Source organism: Fretibacter rubidus (assembly GCF_041429785.1).
Lineage (GTDB): Bacteria > Pseudomonadota > Alphaproteobacteria > Caulobacterales > Maricaulaceae > Fretibacter > Fretibacter rubidus.
Window position 1 is genome coordinate 191,852 of the sequence record NZ_CP163423.1, and the last position, 18,092, is coordinate 209,943.

The 18,092-nt window shown below is 52.6% G+C and carries 20 protein-coding genes; 11 read left to right on the plus strand and 9 right to left on the minus strand.

Annotated features, from left to right (window positions below):
- Window positions 1-14: 14 nt before the first annotated feature.
- Both rnpA and rpmH read right to left on the minus strand, forming a co-directional pair.
- Window positions 15-446 carry a ribonuclease P protein component gene (rnpA, locus tag AB6B37_RS00890; RefSeq protein WP_371397007.1) on the minus strand — a complete coding sequence of 144 codons (432 nt, stop codon included), beginning with the start codon at window positions 444-446 and terminating at the stop codon, window positions 15-17.
- Window positions 447-476: 30 nt separating this feature from the next.
- Window positions 477-611, minus strand: coding sequence for a 50S ribosomal protein L34 (gene rpmH / locus AB6B37_RS00895; RefSeq protein WP_371397008.1), 135 nt, complete (start codon window positions 609-611; stop codon window positions 477-479).
- A 239-nt stretch (window positions 612-850) separates the two neighbouring features.
- Here rpmH and AB6B37_RS00900 point away from each other — a divergent pair, with 239 nt between their 5' ends.
- From AB6B37_RS00900 to AB6B37_RS00915, 4 genes are all read left to right on the plus strand, one after another.
- Window positions 851-1,705, plus strand: coding sequence for a DUF547 domain-containing protein (locus tag AB6B37_RS00900; protein WP_371397009.1), 855 nt, complete (start codon window positions 851-853; stop codon window positions 1,703-1,705).
- 9 nt (window positions 1,706-1,714) lie between these two features.
- Entirely contained in the window at window positions 1,715-2,461 is a 747-nt protein-coding gene (locus tag AB6B37_RS00905) for a TVP38/TMEM64 family protein (RefSeq protein WP_371397010.1), read from the plus strand.
- Between the two features lie 25 nt (window positions 2,462-2,486).
- On the plus strand, window positions 2,487-3,923 hold the full coding sequence (locus AB6B37_RS00910; RefSeq protein ID WP_371397011.1) for an NAD(P)/FAD-dependent oxidoreductase: 1,437 nt from the start codon (window positions 2,487-2,489) through the stop codon (window positions 3,921-3,923).
- A gap of 77 nt (window positions 3,924-4,000) precedes the next feature.
- Entirely contained in the window at window positions 4,001-5,422 is a 1,422-nt protein-coding gene (locus tag AB6B37_RS00915; protein WP_371397012.1) for a sensor histidine kinase, read from the plus strand.
- 30 nt (window positions 5,423-5,452) lie between these two features.
- On the opposite strand, the gene AB6B37_RS00920 is transcribed toward AB6B37_RS00915, so the two are convergent.
- The gene (locus tag AB6B37_RS00920; protein ID WP_371397013.1) at window positions 5,453-6,769 is read right to left on the minus strand and encodes an amidohydrolase family protein; all 1,317 of its coding nucleotides are present in this window, start codon (window positions 6,767-6,769) and stop codon (window positions 5,453-5,455) included.
- A gap of 49 nt (window positions 6,770-6,818) precedes the next feature.
- Window positions 6,819-8,099 carry a phosphoribosylamine--glycine ligase gene (gene purD / locus AB6B37_RS00925; protein WP_371397014.1) on the minus strand — a complete coding sequence of 427 codons (1,281 nt, stop codon included), beginning with the start codon at window positions 8,097-8,099 and terminating at the stop codon, window positions 6,819-6,821.
- Window positions 8,100-8,172: 73 nt separating this feature from the next.
- On the opposite strand from purD, the gene xseA reads away from it, so the two are divergent.
- Genes xseA through AB6B37_RS00945 form a run of 4 tightly spaced genes read left to right on the plus strand, consistent with a single transcriptional unit; the run spans window position 8,173 to window position 11,211 of the window.
- Window positions 8,173-9,714 carry an exodeoxyribonuclease VII large subunit gene (gene xseA / locus AB6B37_RS00930; protein ID WP_371397015.1) on the plus strand — a complete coding sequence of 514 codons (1,542 nt, stop codon included), beginning with the start codon at window positions 8,173-8,175 and terminating at the stop codon, window positions 9,712-9,714.
- Window positions 9,715-9,771: 57 nt separating this feature from the next.
- Window positions 9,772-9,975 carry a DUF2093 domain-containing protein gene (locus tag AB6B37_RS00935; protein ID WP_371397016.1) on the plus strand — a complete coding sequence of 68 codons (204 nt, stop codon included), beginning with the start codon at window positions 9,772-9,774 and terminating at the stop codon, window positions 9,973-9,975.
- Window positions 9,954-10,910 carry a M23 family metallopeptidase gene (locus AB6B37_RS00940; RefSeq protein ID WP_371397017.1) on the plus strand — a complete coding sequence of 319 codons (957 nt, stop codon included), beginning with the start codon at window positions 9,954-9,956 and terminating at the stop codon, window positions 10,908-10,910. Before AB6B37_RS00935 ends, AB6B37_RS00940 begins: the two co-directional genes overlap by 22 nt.
- Window positions 10,911-10,938: 28 nt before the next feature.
- The gene (locus tag AB6B37_RS00945; protein WP_371398481.1) at window positions 10,939-11,211 is read left to right on the plus strand and encodes a chorismate mutase; all 273 of its coding nucleotides are present in this window, start codon (window positions 10,939-10,941) and stop codon (window positions 11,209-11,211) included.
- Here the strand turns inward: AB6B37_RS00945 and AB6B37_RS00950 are convergent.
- The 4 genes from AB6B37_RS00950 to AB6B37_RS00965 are packed head-to-tail and all read right to left on the minus strand — an operon-like array spanning window position 11,208 to window position 15,119.
- Window positions 11,208-12,119 (minus strand): lysophospholipid acyltransferase family protein, encoded by a 912-nt coding sequence (locus AB6B37_RS00950; protein ID WP_371397018.1) that lies wholly within the window; start codon window positions 12,117-12,119, stop codon window positions 11,208-11,210. The genes AB6B37_RS00945 and AB6B37_RS00950 overlap by 4 nt on opposite strands.
- On the minus strand, window positions 12,116-13,117 hold the full coding sequence (gene lpxK / locus AB6B37_RS00955; protein ID WP_371397019.1) for a tetraacyldisaccharide 4'-kinase: 1,002 nt from the start codon (window positions 13,115-13,117) through the stop codon (window positions 12,116-12,118). Before lpxK ends, AB6B37_RS00950 begins: the two co-directional genes overlap by 4 nt.
- Window positions 13,114-14,400, minus strand: coding sequence for a 3-deoxy-D-manno-octulosonic acid transferase (locus tag AB6B37_RS00960; protein WP_371397020.1), 1,287 nt, complete (start codon window positions 14,398-14,400; stop codon window positions 13,114-13,116). Before AB6B37_RS00960 ends, lpxK begins: the two co-directional genes overlap by 4 nt.
- Entirely contained in the window at window positions 14,397-15,119 is a 723-nt protein-coding gene (locus tag AB6B37_RS00965; protein WP_371397021.1) for a lysophospholipid acyltransferase family protein, read from the minus strand. Before AB6B37_RS00965 ends, AB6B37_RS00960 begins: the two co-directional genes overlap by 4 nt.
- Before the next feature lie 48 nt (window positions 15,120-15,167).
- Here AB6B37_RS00965 and AB6B37_RS00970 point away from each other — a divergent pair, with 48 nt between their 5' ends.
- The 3 genes from AB6B37_RS00970 (at window position 15,168) to AB6B37_RS00980 (ending at window position 17,711) form a co-directional block, all read left to right on the plus strand.
- On the plus strand, window positions 15,168-15,863 hold the full coding sequence (locus tag AB6B37_RS00970; RefSeq protein WP_371397022.1) for a tyrosine-protein phosphatase: 696 nt from the start codon (window positions 15,168-15,170) through the stop codon (window positions 15,861-15,863).
- A 133-nt stretch (window positions 15,864-15,996) separates the two neighbouring features.
- Window positions 15,997-17,091 (plus strand): YHYH protein, encoded by a 1,095-nt coding sequence (locus tag AB6B37_RS00975; protein ID WP_371397023.1) that lies wholly within the window; start codon window positions 15,997-15,999, stop codon window positions 17,089-17,091.
- Window positions 17,092-17,150: 59 nt separating this feature from the next.
- A complete protein-coding gene (locus AB6B37_RS00980; RefSeq protein WP_371397024.1) occupies window positions 17,151-17,711 on the plus strand; it encodes a hypothetical protein in 561 nt (186 codons plus the stop codon).
- Between the two features lie 34 nt (window positions 17,712-17,745).
- On the opposite strand, the gene AB6B37_RS00985 is transcribed toward AB6B37_RS00980, so the two are convergent.
- The gene (locus AB6B37_RS00985) at window positions 17,746-18,063 is read right to left on the minus strand and encodes a 2Fe-2S iron-sulfur cluster-binding protein (protein ID WP_371397025.1); all 318 of its coding nucleotides are present in this window, start codon (window positions 18,061-18,063) and stop codon (window positions 17,746-17,748) included.
- Window positions 18,064-18,092 lie beyond the last annotated feature (29 nt).

The following is an 18,092-nucleotide window of genomic DNA, read 5'->3' on the forward strand; positions in this document are numbered from 1 at the left end:
GAGAATTCCTGATATTACGGCGTCTTGTTGCGTGTCGTCTTTATGTCTGTCTTTTGCGCATAGTCACGGAGGCTTAACAGGGCTTTGGAACAATCGTCAAGCAGGGCGTCATAGGCGCGTGTATGAGTATTATTGCGGGCAATAAACACATAGTCGTAACCGGGCAAGCCGTATTGCGGTAAAACGCAGCGGGCAAGGGCGCGAAGACGCCGTTTTGCGCGGTTTCGAACCACTGCATTACCAATACGCTTGGTCGCGGTGAAGCCCACGCGAATCAGAGGTTCACCGCTGACCGTGCCGCTTGCTTGATGCGTTTCAGGGGGCGTTTCGGGGGGCGTTTCGCGCATTTGCACCACAACGCCGCCTTGGGCTTTGTAACGGCCATCGCGCACATACAAAAACTCGGACCGCTTTTTTAGCGACCCGAGTTTGTTATTCTTATCCATAATAACCGCTATCACAGCGGATATGTCTACTTACGCAGACAAGACCTTACGGCCTTTGGCGCGGCGACGGGCTAGAACCTGACGACCTGCTTTTGTGGCCATACGTGACCGGAAACCGTGGCGACGCTTGCGAACAAGGACGGATGGTTGAAAAGTACGTTTCATTTCGCTCTCCAAACCCAATAATGGGGCTTTTAATTCAAGATGGGTCGTTTAAGCGGACGTCATAGCCAAGTCAAGCGGTGCATGCGTGAAAACTGACATATATATCGCGTGATTGTGCTCAAACCCCACCGTATCACATATCAGCGCACAGACTCACACTATTTCGTGACAGAGCGTGAGTTCATAATGCTTTAATCTATGCTATCAGGGCGGTGAAATAGGATTATGAAGGATAAAAGATGACTTTTGCGACCATGGCGACAAAACTCGCTGTTACAAGCCTTATGGGGGCCGCTTTGATGGCATCTACAGTTGTGCCAGCCTTCGCGCAAACTCAGCCAACAGACGGGACTGCAGCTATGACGACAACTCAGGCGAGATTGGACGCTCCCGCGGCACGGTGGAACACAGTGCTAGGAACTTACGTTAAACCGCTTAATACTGACGGCGTGGCGTTGTTTGATTATGCCGGGTTAAAAGCCAGCCCAGAGGACCGCGCGGCGCTTACCGCTTATATTGACTATCTTGCGGGCCAGACGCCGTCGACAATGGACGCACCGCAGGCAACAGCATATTGGGCGAACCTTTATAATGCGCTGACTGTGGATGTGGTGATCGACAATTATCCTGTAAAATCGATTAAGGATATTAAATCAGGACTTTTCACGCCGGGACCGTGGAAGAAAAAACTGGTGACTGTTGAAGGCAAAAAATTGACGCTAGATGATATTGAACACGGCATATTGCGCGTAAAATATCCTTCGCCGCTTATTCATTACATGGTCAATTGCGCCTCTATCGGATGTCCGAATTTAAAAGACGGCCTTTGGACGGCTGACACGTTGGAGGCTGACCGCGAGGCGGCGGCGCGTGATTTTATCAATGCGCCCAACGGCGTCACGATTAAGGGTGATAAATTGACTGTGTCGTCCATTTATAATTGGTTCAAAGAAGATTTTGGCACGACCGACGACAATATCCTCGCGCATTTAAGTGATTATGCAGGGAATGAACTCAAAGCCGCAATTGAGGGCGGAGCCAGCATTGCGCGTGATGATTATAATTGGTCGCTTAATGATGCGCGCAACAAATAAGAGATAAACATGTCAGATTTAAACCTTCCCGAGGCTGGTGAAGTCGCCACGCCAAAATCAGCCGTGAAACGCTTTGCACCGCTTGCGATAATCCTGATTGCGCTGGCCGCCTTTTTCGCTTTGGGCGGGCCGAAATATGTTAATATCGATACGTTGCGCGATAATAGAGACGCCCTAGCCGCCTTTGTTGACGGGAATTTTGTCATGGCGATTGCAGGGTTTATCGCGCTTTACGCGGTGTTAGTGGGCATATCTTTTCCAGGGGCCAGCATATTATCAGTCTTTGGCGGGTTTTTATTTGGCACGTTATCGGGCGGGCTTGCTATTGTTGTCGGGGCCACGATTGGTGCGACGCTGATATTCCTCGCCGCGCGATATGCCATTGGTGACGCGCTGACGAAAAAAGCGGGTCCTTATATGCAAAAGTTTGAGGCAGGGCTGAAAGAAAACGAATTTTCTTATATGTTTATCCTGCGCCTTATCCCGCTCTTCCCGTTTTTCATTGTTAACATCGTGCCCGCTTTGTTTGATGTGAAATTGCGCAATTACGTCATCACGACGTTTTTTGGGATTATGCCGGGCAGCCTCGTTTACGCCTCTGTCGGGGCCGGTGTTGGCGCAGTGTTTGATGCGGGTGAGGACGTAAAATTATCGGGTCTGATGACGCAGCCCAAAATCCTGCTGCCGATTGTTGGGTTGATTGTCCTGTCGCTCATCCCGATTGCTTATAAAAAATTTAAAGCCAAAGCGGCTTAACTTTCCCCGTATTTAAGAGAGACCTATGACCAAACAATATGACGTTGATTTATGCATTATTGGCGCGGGCTCTGCCGGGCTGTCTATGGCGGCGGGCGCGGCCCAACTTGGTCGGTCTGTTGTCCTTTATGAGGGCGAGAAAATGGGCGGCGACTGCCTTAATTACGGTTGTGTGCCGTCAAAGGCCCTGATTGCGGCGGGCAAGCACGCCCATGCGCTGGGTGCGGGCGCTGAATTTGGCGTGAAACCTGCCAAAGCCACAGTGAATTTTAACACGGTTAAAGCGCATATCCAGGGCGTGATTAATCATATCGCCCCTGTCGATAGCCAAGAACGCTTTGAAGGCTTAGGCTGTATCGTTATTCGCGAACATGCGCGGTTTAAGGATAAAAACACGGTGGTCTCTGATACCACCGAAGTGCGCGCGAAACGCTTTGTTATCGCAACAGGTAGCCGCGCTTCGGCCCCGCCCATCCCGGGTCTGTCTGATACGCCCTATTTAACCAATGAAGACATTTTCTCGGTGAAAACCCAGCCTAAGCATTTGCTAATTATTGGGGCTGGCCCGATTGGTCTGGAATTGGGGCAATCATTTTTACGGCTTGGGTCCAAAGTCGAGATTATCGACATCGCAGCCCCACTGGGCCGCTCTGAACCTGAACACGCCGATATCCTCGTTAAAGCCCTCACTGAGGAAGGCCTTATATTCCACACGCCCGCCAAGACTAAACTCATCCGGAAAACCGACACAGGTGTGGCCATCGATTTAGAAGACGGCCGCACATTAGAGGGCACGCATCTGCTCGTCGCGGCAGGACGTTCGCCAAGTATTTCTGGACTGGATTTGGATGCGGGCGGCATTAAACATAGCCGTGCAGGCATTGAGACCGATGATTGCCTGCGTACGTCAAACCCCAAAGTCTTTGCGGCGGGTGATGTGGCGGCGGGCAAGGGCGGTCTGACCCACGCCGCTGGCTTTCACGCAGGCATTCTAATTAAATCCTTTTACTTCTTGCCGCCTGGACTTAACCGCATCATGGGCAAGGCGACAACGGACCGCATGCCCGCCGCAATTTATACGCAGCCAGAGCTTGCTAGCATTGGCATGACTGAAGCCCAGGCCAAAGAGGCGGGACATAGCGTCAAAGCCTTGCATTTTGAATTTGATGAAAATGATCGTGCCATTGCCGAGCGTTCAGACGTTGGCGGGGTTAAAATCATCGCGACAAAACGCGGCAAAATCCTTGGTGCGTCAATCGTCGGCGAAGGGGCCGGTGACCTTATTCAAATGATATCGGTGGCGATGACCAATAATGTCAAAGTCATGGGGCTCGTGTCGATTATCGCGCCTTATCCGACACGCGGAGAGGCCGTGAAGCGCGCCGCAAGTTCTATGTATAAAGAGGCGTTTGGTAGCTCTAAGACCCAAAAGCTTGCGGGTTTTATGAGCAAGTTTCACTAGCCCTAAATAAAGTGACAGACGCCTGTTCGCTTGGTAGAACCCGCCCATGACTAGTCGTGACCACTTTAGGCCCGTGAATGATTGACCGGTTAATTACGCGCGGGCTTTCAGGCAAATTGCTTTTCATGACAATTGGTTTTGTCATGCTGGCCGAGCTTGTTTTGTTTATTCCCTCGGCCACTTTGTTTCGTCAAGATTATTTGCAAGAACGCGCCGAACGTGCGGGGCATCTGGCGCTCGCCCTAACGGGTGTGCCTGATTATGACGGTAGCGAAATACTGTCGCAAAAGTTCATGGAAGACACAGATGTTGTCATGGTCGCGGCCAAACATGACGGCATGACAGAATTAGTGTTGGGCGCGCCGCCAGCCTCGTCAGAGTTTGAGCTGGTTGATTTGCGCGATGCACGTCGGTTACCGCTTTTTCGAAATGCCTTCTCGACATTTTTTGGCCCTGATGCGGGTTACTTGCGCGTGATTTCAGAGCCCGTAATCGACAGCCACGAATCGATTGAAATTATATTGCCGCGGGCTTCTGTGAAGGCCGCTATGCGAGATTTCTTTGAACGTATTTTTTGGCTCTCACTTGCCATTGCGCTGATTACGGGTGGCCTGATTTACCTCGCGCTTAGCGCTATGATAGTGCGGCCCATTCAAAAGCTCGCCAAAGGCCTTGGTGATTTTCGAGAAGACCCGAACAAGCGCCGTAATGTCCTAAAACCCAGCAACCGCCGTGACGAAATTGGGCAATTGCAACGCGAATTTTACGATATGAAACAAAGTGTGCGTACGTCATTTCGCCAACGCGAACGGCTGGCGTCACTCGGAATGGCCGTGGCAAAAATTAATCATGATCTGCGTAATGTACTGACCTCTGCACAGCTTGTGTCAGACCGCATCGCGATGGACAAAGACGAACGCGTTGCCGTCATGGGCGAACGCCTTGTGCGCGCCGTTGACCGCGGGATACGGCTTTGTACGGATGTGCTGAATTTTTCCAAGGCCCAAGACGAGGTGCTGGAGGTGGAACCGATTCGTTTGGCTCTGTTGGTCGGCGAAGTGGCGGGCGATACGCTCGGTCAATTTGGGCGCGGGCCAACGGCGATTGATTTTGTCAATCATATCCCTAGTGAATTGACGGTCTATGCGGATGCGGACCACAGCTACCGCATTGTGCATAATCTATTTCGCAACGCGGGGCAGGCTACGGCCAGTATGACGGGTATTGATATCGACCGTACCATCACAGTCACAACACGGGCAGAGGGGGATAATATTTTACTCTCTATCCGCGACACAGGTGGAGGGCTTCCCAAACGCGCAAAAGAAAACTTGTTTGAAGCCTTTGCCAGTTCAAGCGGTCACGGCAGCACGGGTTTAGGCCTAACCATTTCAAGGGAGCTCGCGCGCGACCAAGGCGGGGATTTGACGCTGGCGGAAACGGGCGAAACGGGCACAGAATTTGTCCTGAGCTTACCGGCTAAAGCGCCTGCGTCCTAACTAAGAGCAGGCCTTTATTAGCTGTAATCCTTAGTCCTTATGCTTATGGACAACGCCGCCCTTCATCACGAAATCCACATCGAGTAGCTCTTCGATGTCTTGCAGCGGATTGCCGTTTACCGCAATCATATCAGCCAGTTTGCCGGTCTCTAGCGTGCCGATTTTATCATCAAGCCCAATGTGCTTGGACGCAACAACTGTGGCGGCTTTAATCGCGTCTTGCTCGCTCATGCCTGCTTTGATCATATAGATAAATTCCTGCGCATTATCACCGTGTTTGCTGACGCCTGTGTCTGTGCCAAAGGCAATATTGACGCCGTTTTTCCACGCGATTGATAGCATGTCTTGCATCTGCGGCCCTACTTCTAGCGCCTTTTTGGCGGAGGCTGGCGGCAAAAAGCTTTCATTAGTTGCCCAATCGACGACGGTCATACCAGCCAACACTGTGGGCACTAATGTCGCGTCATATTTTTTAAAAAGCCGCGCTGTATCTGTATCCAGATATGTACCGTGTTCAATGGATTTTACGCCTGCTTTTAATGCGCTTTCAATGCCGCCTTTGCCGTGCGCATGGGCGGTGACTTTGCGGCCCATTGTGGCGGCGGTGTCAACAATGGCTTCTAGCTCATCATCAAAAAACTGCTGCGCTGTGCCTGCATTGGTATTGGATAGCACCCCACCTGTCGCGGTGATTTTAATCACGTCAGCGCCCGCCTTGATTGCGGCGCGTGTGGCGCGGCGACAATCGGCGGGGCCGTCACAAATTGTCTTTGATTTATTCAAATCTAATATGTCTTCAATATAGCCGTGGCTATCGCCGTGCCCGCCTGTCACAGACACCGCCCGACCCGAAGCCATGATATGTGGCCCTGGCACTTTGCCCGCGTTAATGGCGCGTTTAAGGGCGAAAACCTCTTTTGGCCCGCCGACATCTTGCACGGCGGTAAAGCCCGCCATAAGCGTTTTGCGCGCATTATCAGCAGCGTCAAAAGCCACATCGCCCGCCTCTTTCGTGACGCCATCAAGACGAATATTGGGGCTCCATTCCATCGCCAAATGCACATGGCTATCGATCATACCGGGCAGCACAAATTTGTCTTTCAGATCAATAATGGTCGCCTCGTCACTGCCGATATAGCCGTCCGCAATAGCAATGATTTTGCCCGCATTGACGATTATTGTCTGCTCGGCCATTGCGGGCTTTCCGGGAACGGGCAAGACTGTGCCCGCGTGAATCAGCGTATAGTCTTCAAAACTATCAGGAAGGACTTGTGCGTTTGCAGTACTCGTCAGGCTAAGGGCCATCACGGATAGGGCTGCGCCTAAAAATTTCGACTTTTTTGTCATGACCGTCTCTCCGTTTTCTTTATTATGCTTTGTTACGTTTTTTTCAGGGTTACGTCTTTTTCAGGGCGTGATGGGCTATGTCTCGACGGACGAAGCCGTCGGGCCAATCAATCGCCTCGTCAACCGCCTTATAGCCTTGCGCGACAGCCGCTTCTAATGTTTTCGCCTGTGAGGTGATGTTCAGCACTCGCCCGCCAGCCGATAACAACGTGCCGTCATCCCCGCGCGACGTGCCCGCATGAAACACGGTCACGCCGTCCATGGCGTTGGCCGTCTCTACACCTTTAATCACAGTGCCTTTGTCATAAGATCCTGGATAGCCTTTGGCGGCCATGACGATATTGACTGTTGGTTCTGAAAACCAGGCGGGCGCAGGGCAGGCGGCAAGTGTGCCAGCTTCTGCATGCAGCAAAATATCCATCAGATCAGACTGTAACAGTCGCATGATCACTTGGCATTCCGGGTCACCAAAGCGCGCATTATATTCAATCAGCTTTGGCCCGTCAGGCGTCATCATCAGTCCCGCGAACAGAACGCCGACAAAGGGATTGCTGTCTTTGTGCATCCCAAAAACCGTCGGCAGAATGATATCATTCATCACAGTTTCCATGGCCTTTTGGGTAAATACAGGCGTCGGGGAATAGGCCCCCATCCCGCCTGTGTTGGGGCCATTGTCCCCATCAAAAGCGCGCTTATGGTCTTGCGCCCCAATAAGCGGCATGGCGGTTTTTCCGTCTGATATAGCAAAGAAGCTGACCTCTTGCCCGGTCATGAATTCCTCAATCACAACCTTGGTCGACGCATCGCCAAATTTACCAGAGAAAAACTCTTCTAGCTCGGACTCAGCCTCGGAGAGGGTTTCTGGGATGACAACGCCCTTACCGGCCGCCAAACCGTCAGCTTTTAGAACATAAGGCGCAGACATAGTTTTAAGATAGGCTTTCGCCTCGGTCAGCTCTGTAAACACGCCGTAAGCCGCCGTGGGGATATTGTAACGCGTACAAAAATCCTTGGTAAATGACTTGCTGCTCTCAAGCTGCGCTGCCGCTTCTGTTGGGCCAAAGACCCGCACGCCGCGCTCTTGTAATGCGTCGACCAATCCCAGCGCCAAGGGCTGCTCTGGCCCAACCACAACAAAGTCATAGGCTTCGCGCTCAATTAAACCCAAGAGGCTGATAATATCATCCGCTTTAATGGGCACACAGGCGGCGACTTCGGCTATGCCCGCATTGCCTGGCGCGCAGTGAAGCTCGCTCACTTGTTCGCTCTGGTCGATTTTCCAGGCCAGCGCATGTTCACGCCCGCCTGATCCGATAAGTAAGACTTTCATATTTGGCCCAATAACTGATTCCGTTTTGCGGTCTTTAGGCTATAACGAAGCCGAATCCAAGGAAACCATATTTGTGTCTGATACCCTCTCTGATAACGCGGCCTCTAATGTGCATGAATATTCCGTCTCTGAACTGGCGGGCACGTTAAAACGCACAATTGAGGATACCTTTGGCTATGTCCGTGTGCGCGGGGAATTGGGTCGCGTGACCATTGCCAAATCAGGTCACTGTTATCTGGATATCAAAGACGACCGTGCGGTGATTAATTCTATCATCTGGAAAGGGCAGATGAACGGCCTGACCATGCGCCCCGAAGAAGGCATGGAGGTTATTTGCGAAGGCAAAATGACGACCTATCCTGGGCGTTCAAACTACCAGCTGGTCATTAGCAAGATGGAACTGGCGGGCGCTGGCGCGTTAATGGCGCTGTTTGAAAAGCGCAAAAAAATGCTGGCGGGTGAGGGATTGTTCAGCGAGGACAGCAAGCGCGCGCTACCCTTTATGCCCAAAGTCATCGGTGTGGTGACATCGCCCACAGGGGCGGTCATTCGCGATATCCTGCACCGCATAGAGGACCGCTTTCCCGTCAATGTTATCCTTTGGCCTGTGGTTGTCCAAGGCGACCGCGCGGCGGGCGAAATTGCGGCGGCCATCACGGGGTTTAATCACGCAGACGGATTCCCGCGGCCCGATGTTTTGATCGTGGGTCGCGGTGGGGGTTCGCTGGAAGACCTCTGGTGCTTTAACGAAGAAAATGTCGTGCGCGCCATTGCAGGCTCTAAAATCCCTGTGATTTCTGCGGTGGGCCATGAAACGGATTGGACACTGTCGGACTACGCGGCCGATCACCGCGCGCCGACACCCACGGGCGCGGCCGAAGCCGCTGTGCCCGTGCGCGCCGATTGGCTCGTGACGATTGCGGATTACGGGGTGCGCTTAACGCGCGGGTTAAAACGTAATGTTAGCGAACGCCAAAGCCGTTTGTCTGCGGCGCGCCTCCCGCGTCTTGACGCTGTGCTGGCATCGCCGCAACAAAGGCTCGACTTAGCGACCGCGCGCTTGCCTAATGCCGCGCAGCTCTTTGCCCCGCAATCCCAACGCTTGGCGCTTGCGCGTATGCCCGCCTTAAAACAGCTAACAGATCCATTGCGGGCACGGCTAAGCCGTTGGGCGGACCGATTGCCGTCTGCGCTTAATGTCAATCTCGCGCGGTCTCAATCCCGGCTTGAACGGGCTGTGCCGCGTTTGCGCGTAAAACCGCTAGAAGCTGATTTAACCCGCAAGTCTGAGCGTTTGGACACGCTGGGCGGCACAGCGTCGCGCGCCATGACCCGCCACATAGACATACAATCAGCAAGGCTTGAACGGGCGGGAAAACTACTCGAAGCGCTCTCTTATCAATCGGTACTGTCGCGCGGCTTTGCGGTTGTTACTGACGATGCTGGCCATGTCGTGAAACAGGGTAAGGGCCTAAAAGCGGGGGAGGCTGTCTCTTTACGTTTTGCCGATGTTGAGCGGGCCGCGGTTATTGCGGGCAAGGCGACACTAAAGGGCAAAAAACCGACTAAGCCCGCTGTAAAACCATCTGATAAAAAACAGGCTGACCTCTTTTGATTTCGCTACGCTTGCGCTAAGTCACCCCTTAAAGGGGCCACCCCTAAAGGAGCCACAATGGATTCATATTTTGAAGGCGAAGCACAGCTGGATTACAAAGCATCCGATTTCGAGATGATTTTGCCAGGTAGCTATGTGATTTGCGCGGTCACAGGCGAGCGTATCCAGTTGGAGCGCCTACGTTATTGGAGTGCCGCGCGCCAAGAAGCCTATGTCGATGCGCAAGCAAGCTTAGACGCATGGAAGAAGGCGAACGCTTAATGCTGCGTTTTGGGCTTTTTTTGCTCCTGCTCATTGGACTGGCGGGTTGTGCAGAGGCGCAGACCCCCGCGACTGCGCCAGAAACACTGACCGCCCCAACCCCTATCGCGAGCCAGCCTGCACCGCCGCGCAACATGCCGTTGGAATGTGAGGGCATTTTTGAACAAGGGGGCCTTGCGTCCTGCCGCACTTTGCCGAACACAACGGTGAAAATCGGGCGCAGCGATGATGATTATTATACAGAGACATCCAATGATGACGGTATCATCATTATTGGCTTTGACCGTGACGAAAGCCGCGCTTTTGTCCAAGCCGTGCCGCCAAAGGATGCGGAGTTTGCGCCGTCTGACAAGCTGTCGTTTGACTTTACCCCGCGCGATTGGGATACCTCGCGCATTGACGGCTTACCGCCCAGCCAAGTCTCAACTTTTACTGAGGCTCAATTAAAACGCATTCGCGCGTCATCTGCCAAGAAAAAGACCGGCTTTGCCAGCCGCGCAGAAACCATGGGATTTCTCGACGGCTTCACCTTGCCCATAAATGAGTTTCGCAAGACGACAAATTTTGGCGCGCAGCGCATTTTAAACGGGGAGCCGAAGAAGCCGCATTACGGTGTTGATCTCGCCGCCCCCATCGGCACGCCCATCATGGCCCCCGCTGACGGTATCGTAAGCCTTGCTGATAATGATTTATATTTTGAAGGGGCTATGGTGCTGCTTGATCACGGCCAAGGGCTAATTTCCATGTATCTTCATGTGAACGATATTTTGGTGGAAGACGGCCAAGCGGTCAAACGCGGCGAGACGATTGCCACGGTTGGGTCAAAAGGCCGCTCGACAGGGCCGCATTTATGCTGGCGTCTCAAATGGCGCAACCGTAACCTCGACCCTGAACTGATAACGAAGTGGACAGAGCGTGCCCAAACTGCCCGATAATATTATCTTGCCTGATGACTGTCAGACCATGACTGACGTGCGGGCCGGGGTCGATGCGCTTGACCGCGAGCTGGTGCGGCTTTTGGTCGTGCGCCAAGGTTATATGGCAGCAGCCGCGCGGATTAAACCAAGCCGCGACGCCGTTTATGATGAACCCCGTATCGAGGATGTGGTCGCAAAAGTCTTAAAGACGGCCAAGGCCGAGGGTCTATCCCCCGATATCGCTGAGCCCGTTTGGCGTAAACTGATAGAGCGCTGTATTGCGCATGAATTTGATGTCTGGGACGACACGCGCGACTAGGTTTTTTTATAGAGGTCTTTTGGCCAACGCCTATGCATCCAAAACCATTGTGCGGGGCTTTTGCGAATATGATCTTCGGTCCACGCCACAATTTTCCTTAAGCCCGCCTCAGTGTCCAATTCGCGCTCGCCAGTATCATCAATCTGAAAGGGCGGTTCAATCGTGACCGTGAAATGGGCTTTGTCACGAATGACCGAAATGGGCAGCACAGATGCGCCCGTTTTTAAGGCCAGACGCGTTGGCCCCGTGGCGGTCATGGCGTGTTCTCCAAAAAACGGTACTGCGAGGCCTTCGTTGAATTTTTGATCGTTGAGGATCGCAATGCTTTCGCCCTTATCAATCGCCCCCAGCAATTGCCGCGCGCCAGCATGGGTCGATTTGGGCACCAGGAATTTGGTGCCATAAGCCCGGCGTTGTTCGCGCACGCGCTTGTCCAAATGCGGGTTGTTAATCTTGCGGTAGGTGATGCGAACAGGCAGGCCAGATTGGGTGAGGGCCGCGGCCATCACTTCCCAATTGGCAAAATGCCCCGTGATAATAATTGCGCCGCGACCCGATTTGCGCACAGCCTCCAGATGCTCTTTGCCTATCACAGTCACGCGGCTGTCTTTTTGGTAAACGCGCACACGGCTCATGATTGGAAATTCTGCAAAGGTGCGTCCGATATTATCCCACGCCTCACGGCTTAGGTCTTGGCGCGCCTTGTCATCCAAATCAGGAAAGGCAATATCAAAACCTGTCTGCATAATCTTGTGCTTAGACGTGAGCGGGCCAATTTTACGCAAAAGCCAACCGCCAAAGCGCGAGATTTGATCAAATGAAAACGGCTTTAATAGCAGGCAAATAAAATCATAAGCCAGCACTTCCATGCGCCAAATAATCCGTTGTCCTAAGCCTGCTTTTTTCACTTCGGTGTCGTCCGTTGCACAATGGGATGGAGCAATCGGCGTAGGGTGAGCTCGTCCTCAAACACAACCGACACAGGCCAGGGCGTCACGCCTTGGCAGTAACCCGCAGGCAAACGGACATAATCTTTTTCCGTTGTAATTAATCCTGCGCCATATTCAGAGGCGAGCATAAACAGGTTTTCAATATCGCCGTCCTTATATTTATAATGATCGGCAAAGGATATGCCCTCGACCAATTCTCCGCCGTGACGGCGCAGCGCATCAAAAAATTTATTTGGTCGCCCGATACCAGCAAAAGCAAAGAGCTTACCTTTTGGTGCGGGGTCTTTAGGCGCGAGATAGGCGGGGATGACGATTTGCCCTTTTAGATCTTCGGCTAAATCATCATTAATTTCATAAGCGGGTTCGGGCTTCATCAAAATAACTGCATCAGCGCGGGATAGCGACGCTTTTAGGTTTTCCCGCAACGGCCCTGCCGGGAACACACATCCATTGCCAAAGCCAATTTCTGCGTCCACGACAAGAAACGATAGCGTCTTTTCGACCTGCGGATTTTGGTGACCATCATCCATGATAATCATATCTGCCCCGTGGGATTTGGCGGCGCGCGCGCCCTCGTCACGGGCCTCTGATACCCATATCGGCGCGTGACGCGCAAGCAGTAATGGCTCGTCCCCGACATCACCCGCACTGTGTTTATCCGACACAACAATCGGACCTTTTAACTGCCCGCCGTAGCCGCGCGTAAGCCCCACAGCATTGACGCCAAGACGGCGAAAGCTTTTAAGCAAATAAATCGCGACAGGGGTTTTGCCCGTTCCGCCCATGGTGGCATTGCCCACACAAATCACGGGAATTTTGGGGTCATAGCTCTGTGTCTCTGAAATACGTTTGGCAACCGCGCGCGCATAGAGCCATGAAAAGGGTTTTAAAAAGGTGCGAATAAACGGCGCGCCGTTGCGGCCTTCTCGGTAGTTCCAAAATTCCGGCGGTCTCATGTTATGCGTTCCGGCAATAGCGGGCCAAGCTGATCCCAGACATAGGCTAGAACATCATCGCGCCCTGTCGCGAAATGCTGCCCTTGTTTTTGCAAAGCGGTCAGCGCAGCCCTGTCCATCATGATATCAACGATTTCTCGCGCAATGGCGTCTGGCGACATGACGCGTTTGGCCGCGCTATATTTAAACATGGACATATAGCTTTCCGCAAAGCTTGCGATATGCGCGCCTGTCATGACCGCAGAACCAAGCCGCGCGGGTTCCAGTGGATTATGCCCTGACAGTCCCGCAATCGTCGAGCCGCAAACAAATGTCATCTTCGCTAGACGGTAAGCCAGCCCCATATCCCCAATGGTATCAAGCAGATAGACTTGCGTATCCGCTGTCGGCATTTCGGCCTTGGAGCGTTGCGCAAAGGATAGCCCGTGGTCTCTGATTAGGGTGATAATATCATCTGCACGTTCAGGGTGGCGTGGGGCCAGGATAAGCACCGCGCTAGGGCTACGGGCGAGTAAGGTTTTATGCGCGCGCAGCATAATGTCGTCTTCGCCGTCATGAGTGCTGGCCGCGCACCAGACTTTGCGGCGTGGCAGCGCTTTTTTAAAGGCCGCCAATTCAGCCTTGTCGACAGGCAGGACAGGGGCGGCGTCTTTTAAATTACCCGATGTCTCGACGTCTTTATCCAAAATCCAAGACAGGCTATTGCCTGTCATTTCATCAGCAGCAAGGATAAGGTCAAATTGAGCAAAAATTGCCGCTGCGCTGGCTTTGCGTTTCGTCCAGCCTTCAATGGACTTCTCGCTCATCCGCGCGTTAAGTAGCGCCAGTTTCGCGCCGCTGTCTTTCGTGGCCTTTATCAGGTTGGGCCATATTTCTGATTCTGCCCAAATCGCGACATCGGGTTTCCAATGGGCGATGAACCGCGCAACATATTTGGGATGATCCAGCGGCACATATTGATGCACGGCATTTGCGGGGAGGCGCGTCTCCAGCAGTTTCGCCGCCGTCATCGTGCCGCTGGTGATCAGCATATTTATATCGGGACGTTCCGCCGTTAGTTTCGCAATCAGCGGCAGTAACATCGTGCATTCACCGACACTGGCCCCATGCATCCAGACGAGTGAACCATTGGGCCTAGGGTGTGAGGCAATACCTTCGCGCTCAGCCGTGCGGCTGGGGTCTTCTTTGCCGTGTTTACCGCGCCGTTTAATCCACAGCGGCAAGACAGGGCCAAGCGCGCGCGAGGCCCCGCGGTAAGCTTTTAGGAGCGCCGTATCGCTCATGACTTAGGGTCCGCTGGCGGCATTGGGCTATGTCCCATGTCCTGATCGGCCTGTGATAATAGCGTGTTCATTTGGGTCTCTAGCCTCTCGCGGATAGCCTCTAATTGGGTATCATCCGCGCCCGGGTCAAGGGTGATTGGCAGTCCCCAAATAATACGCCCCCGCCCAAAGGGCAGCGGCAAAACAAAGCGGTCCCAAGAGTTAAAAACTTTGCGATTTTTGACAGCAAATAAGCACGGCACAATGGGGGCCCCCGTGGCCCGGGCCAGACGAAGCGCGCCCAGGCTCATGCGTTGACGCGGGCCGCGCGGGCCGTCAGGGGTGATGACAATACAGCCCCCCGATTTAAGCGCGCGCGTAATCTCTCGCCCCGCTGTCTCGCCGCCTTTGGCTTTTTGTTTTACCGCTGCTTTGGCCGAACCGCGTATGGTTTTAAGACCTAAAAAACGGCTCGTATGGGCCACAACCTGACCGTCGCGAGAGCGCGATATGAGCACATGCGGCAGCTGATAGCGGCGTTTCCACGCGGCATTTAACATCAGAAATCGCGAATGCCAGGTGAGCGCGATAAGGCCTTGGTCTGTGCCGATTAAGGCGCGCGTGGCGTCCGGTAAGGTGACGTCCCACCGCGTGGTATATTTCACGATCACCATATAGGCTGCGATCAACCAGCCCGCACATAGGGCGATAAGATTTGACCGCATGAAGCGTTTGAACAAAGCGGTCTCTCCTGTTAAGCGGTGATGCCCCGCGTTGGGGGCGGTAATATGATAGGCATAGTCCGAATGGCGTCTGACCTCAATAATCCATTTAATCTGGATGACCCCAAAGACCGTGCGCGCGCATATCGCGATCTGACATGGGGGGATCACGGATTTCTTCGCGCGCGCTTTGCGAACCATCATGATATTGGCGGCGGGATGAGCCGTGAAAACCAACCCTCGCCAAAACGTATCGCGCAACTCGCGAAAGACGGTATAAAGACAATTATTAACCTACGCGGCGAAAGCCCAAAGGGGTTTTACTGGCTTGAAAAACAGGCCTGTAGAGACCACGGCATCACCTTAATTAATTACCGTATGTTCTCGCGTGACACTCACACGGTCGAGGCGATTAAAGGCGCGCGCGATTTATTTAACGCCATTGAATACCCTGCCATGATGCACTGTAAATCTGGCGCAGACCGCACGGGGATGATGGGTGTGCTTTACCGCCATTTTAAAATGGGCGACCCGATCGAAGTAGCGGTCGAGCAGCTATCGCTAAAATACCTCCATGTCCGCCAAGGCAAAACGGGTATGCTCGATTTCTTTTTCAATGACTATTTGAACTACGCAAAAGACAAAGACATCAGCTTCATCGACTGGGTCGAAACCGTCTACGACCCCGCCGAAGTCAAAGCGCGGTTTCTAGAGCAGTGGTCAGGCAACCCGATTACGGAATTGGTGCTAAGGCGGGAGTAGTGATCTTGATTTTGGACCAAATTTTGTCCCGCTACACCGCAAAGTTTACAAAATTGTCGTGATAGTTTTGTAATTTGTTATCGGTATAAGAAAACCCTAGTTATCCATGAAAAGGTAAGTGGGTGAATTCTTAATGAAACAGAGTCTATTTTTGGTTTTTGCTGCGGCAACTTGTCTGGTGAAGGGCTGTCATAATAACGCATCTCATGACCATTCACACCACTCTCAAGAACAGAAAACGGACACGTCAACCGTTCTGCCAGATTGGGTTGATTATATTGACAAAGAGACATTTATTGGCTCGCCTAGCATTGTAAATTGTACGCTATCGGGTGGCGCGCAAACCCAATGCTTGTCTGTTACGCTACAACCGCAGCCTGCCTCTATGACAATTGGCCCGTGGTGCCCACGGAGTATTGATGACGGCGCAGATATGGCGGGACTGTGGTTGGATGAAGGCAAGGTCTACGATGTTGATGGTGAATTTATTCAAAATTTATCAACATTCTATAGTGATGATAAGTGGCAGTTATTTGACCCGAAGACAGGTAAGGTAAATGTAACTGATACGAAGCTCTCCTGCGAAGCTGCGGCCCGCCCCGATGTTGATCCGGCTTATCAAAATCATTGCGTCGAATGCCAGATGTCATATTTGCCAGATAATAAAAACATAACTTATGTCATTCCGATTAAGCCTCAGTTTTCAGACTCTGTCGCACCGCGCGTTGATCACAGCGGTGTCGGCCTTGCCTATAGTGGGGCGCGATTAGATGCTTCGGCGCCACTAGACGCTATTCTGGCAGCCTACACAATTGCAGCATTTGATGATTGCGGCGGACACGTCAATCCTGCTGTCGGTTATCATATCCATGCAGTAACAGAGAAGTGCCTTGTCAAAGCTAATCAAACCCGTAATCACGCCGCCGAAATTGGTGTGGCAATGGACGGGTATAGGATACACGAGCGACTAAACCCTAATGGCGAGGAGCCATTAGATTTGGATATGTGTCGAGGCCATATAACGGAAGTAGGCTATCATTATCATGTTGATACAGCTGGCTCAAACGCCATATTGCCCTGCCATAGCGGACAGACAGGATGCGCGTTAGAGGACGGCGGCTCTTGCGACGCATCACAGCTTAGGTCTCGACCGCCACGGGGGCAGAGGCCACGGCCAATTGGTAAAGCGCCCCCAGGCGACCGACCACCGCATTTGGATAAAAAATAAACGTCTATTTGCTGCAACAAGATTACAGATTTTCACACTTAATGGATACGGATTTCACTATGACACATTCAATCTATCAACCTGCGCGTTTTATATTTGTTGCAGGGCTCTTAACGGCGATGACGTTGTCAGCATGCGCGACGAAACCTGACCGGAGAGGTCCTCCGCCAGAGGACATCAGATCAGGGCAAAAACCTAAAACATCTGGGACATTTCTGCATCCTATTGCCGCTTTATTTGTCAGCATGGACACTAACAATGACAGGATGACTTCGCGCGCAGAACTCGAGAGCGGCACTGAGCAAGAATGGGCAGGTTTTGATCGTCCGCCAAGCGCGGTTTACTTCGCCCCTTGGGTTCGCCAAAATCTGGGCTCCGTCGATGCGTCGCCAAACTTCATGAGCTTTGATCGCGATTTTAACGGGGTTGTTACGGAGCAAGAATTTACAGAGGGTTTAAGTCAGGAATTTGATAAACTTGATAAAAATAGAGATGGTCAACTAACACGGTCAGAAATGATTGTCGCTTTTGCGGCACCCCAAGGACAACGTTCTCGTGGTCGGGGTCAAGAAGGACGCCCTGAAAAAGGCAGCCGCGGCGGAGGGCGCCCATCTCGGTAGCCCTTCGCCCATATACAAAGGCGCAGAGGTTCCCCTACTGACTTTCAGGCGTACTCACCACAATCCCGTCTAACTCGTCACTCATGAGTATCTGGCAACAGAGGCGGGAGTTGGGTTCGACGTCGTCAGCAAAGTCGAGCATGCTGTCTTCCATGTCGTCTTTGTCTTTGAGCTTTGCAAGCCATTCGTCTTTGACATAGACGTGGCACGTGGCGCAGGCGCAGGCCCCGCCGCAATCGGCGTCAATGCCGGGAATCATATTTTGGACGGCGGCTTCCATGATGGATGTTCCGGGTTTTGCGTCTACATCGCGCGATGTGCCAGCGGCGTCAATGAATGTGATTTTTGGCATGATGGCTCCTTAAATATCGTCAATAACAT

What these genes read in the sequence shown, in the direction of transcription:
- AB6B37_RS00980 (WP_371397024.1), top strand. Translation starts at nt 17,151, where the DNA reads ATGACACATTCAATCTATCAACCTGCGCGTTTTATATTTGTTGCAGGG.
- AB6B37_RS00940 (WP_371397017.1), top strand. Translation starts at nt 9,954, where the DNA reads ATGGAAGAAGGCGAACGCTTAATGCTGCGTTTTGGGCTTTTTTTGCTC.
- lpxK (WP_371397019.1), bottom strand. Translation starts at nt 13,117, where the DNA reads ATGAGACCGCCGGAATTTTGGAACTACCGAGAAGGCCGCAACGGCGCG.
- purD (WP_371397014.1), bottom strand. Translation starts at nt 8,099, where the DNA reads ATGAAAGTCTTACTTATCGGATCAGGCGGGCGTGAACATGCGCTGGCC.
- AB6B37_RS00970 (WP_371397022.1), top strand. Translation starts at nt 15,168, where the DNA reads ATGATAGGCATAGTCCGAATGGCGTCTGACCTCAATAATCCATTTAAT.
- AB6B37_RS00935 (WP_371397016.1), top strand. Translation starts at nt 9,772, where the DNA reads ATGGATTCATATTTTGAAGGCGAAGCACAGCTGGATTACAAAGCATCC.
- AB6B37_RS00960 (WP_371397020.1), bottom strand. Translation starts at nt 14,400, where the DNA reads ATGAGCGATACGGCGCTCCTAAAAGCTTACCGCGGGGCCTCGCGCGCG.
- AB6B37_RS00900 (WP_371397009.1), top strand. Translation starts at nt 851, where the DNA reads ATGACTTTTGCGACCATGGCGACAAAACTCGCTGTTACAAGCCTTATG.
- AB6B37_RS00975 (WP_371397023.1), top strand. Translation starts at nt 15,997, where the DNA reads ATGAAACAGAGTCTATTTTTGGTTTTTGCTGCGGCAACTTGTCTGGTG.
- rpmH (WP_371397008.1), bottom strand. Translation starts at nt 611, where the DNA reads ATGAAACGTACTTTTCAACCATCCGTCCTTGTTCGCAAGCGTCGCCAC.
- AB6B37_RS00945 (WP_371398481.1), top strand. Translation starts at nt 10,939, where the DNA reads ATGACTGACGTGCGGGCCGGGGTCGATGCGCTTGACCGCGAGCTGGTG.
- AB6B37_RS00905 (WP_371397010.1), top strand. Translation starts at nt 1,715, where the DNA reads ATGTCAGATTTAAACCTTCCCGAGGCTGGTGAAGTCGCCACGCCAAAA.
- AB6B37_RS00910 (WP_371397011.1), top strand. Translation starts at nt 2,487, where the DNA reads ATGACCAAACAATATGACGTTGATTTATGCATTATTGGCGCGGGCTCT.
- AB6B37_RS00915 (WP_371397012.1), top strand. Translation starts at nt 4,001, where the DNA reads ATGATTGACCGGTTAATTACGCGCGGGCTTTCAGGCAAATTGCTTTTC.
- AB6B37_RS00920 (WP_371397013.1), bottom strand. Translation starts at nt 6,769, where the DNA reads ATGACAAAAAAGTCGAAATTTTTAGGCGCAGCCCTATCCGTGATGGCC.
- rnpA (WP_371397007.1), bottom strand. Translation starts at nt 446, where the DNA reads ATGGATAAGAATAACAAACTCGGGTCGCTAAAAAAGCGGTCCGAGTTT.
- AB6B37_RS00985 (WP_371397025.1), bottom strand. Translation starts at nt 18,063, where the DNA reads ATGCCAAAAATCACATTCATTGACGCCGCTGGCACATCGCGCGATGTA.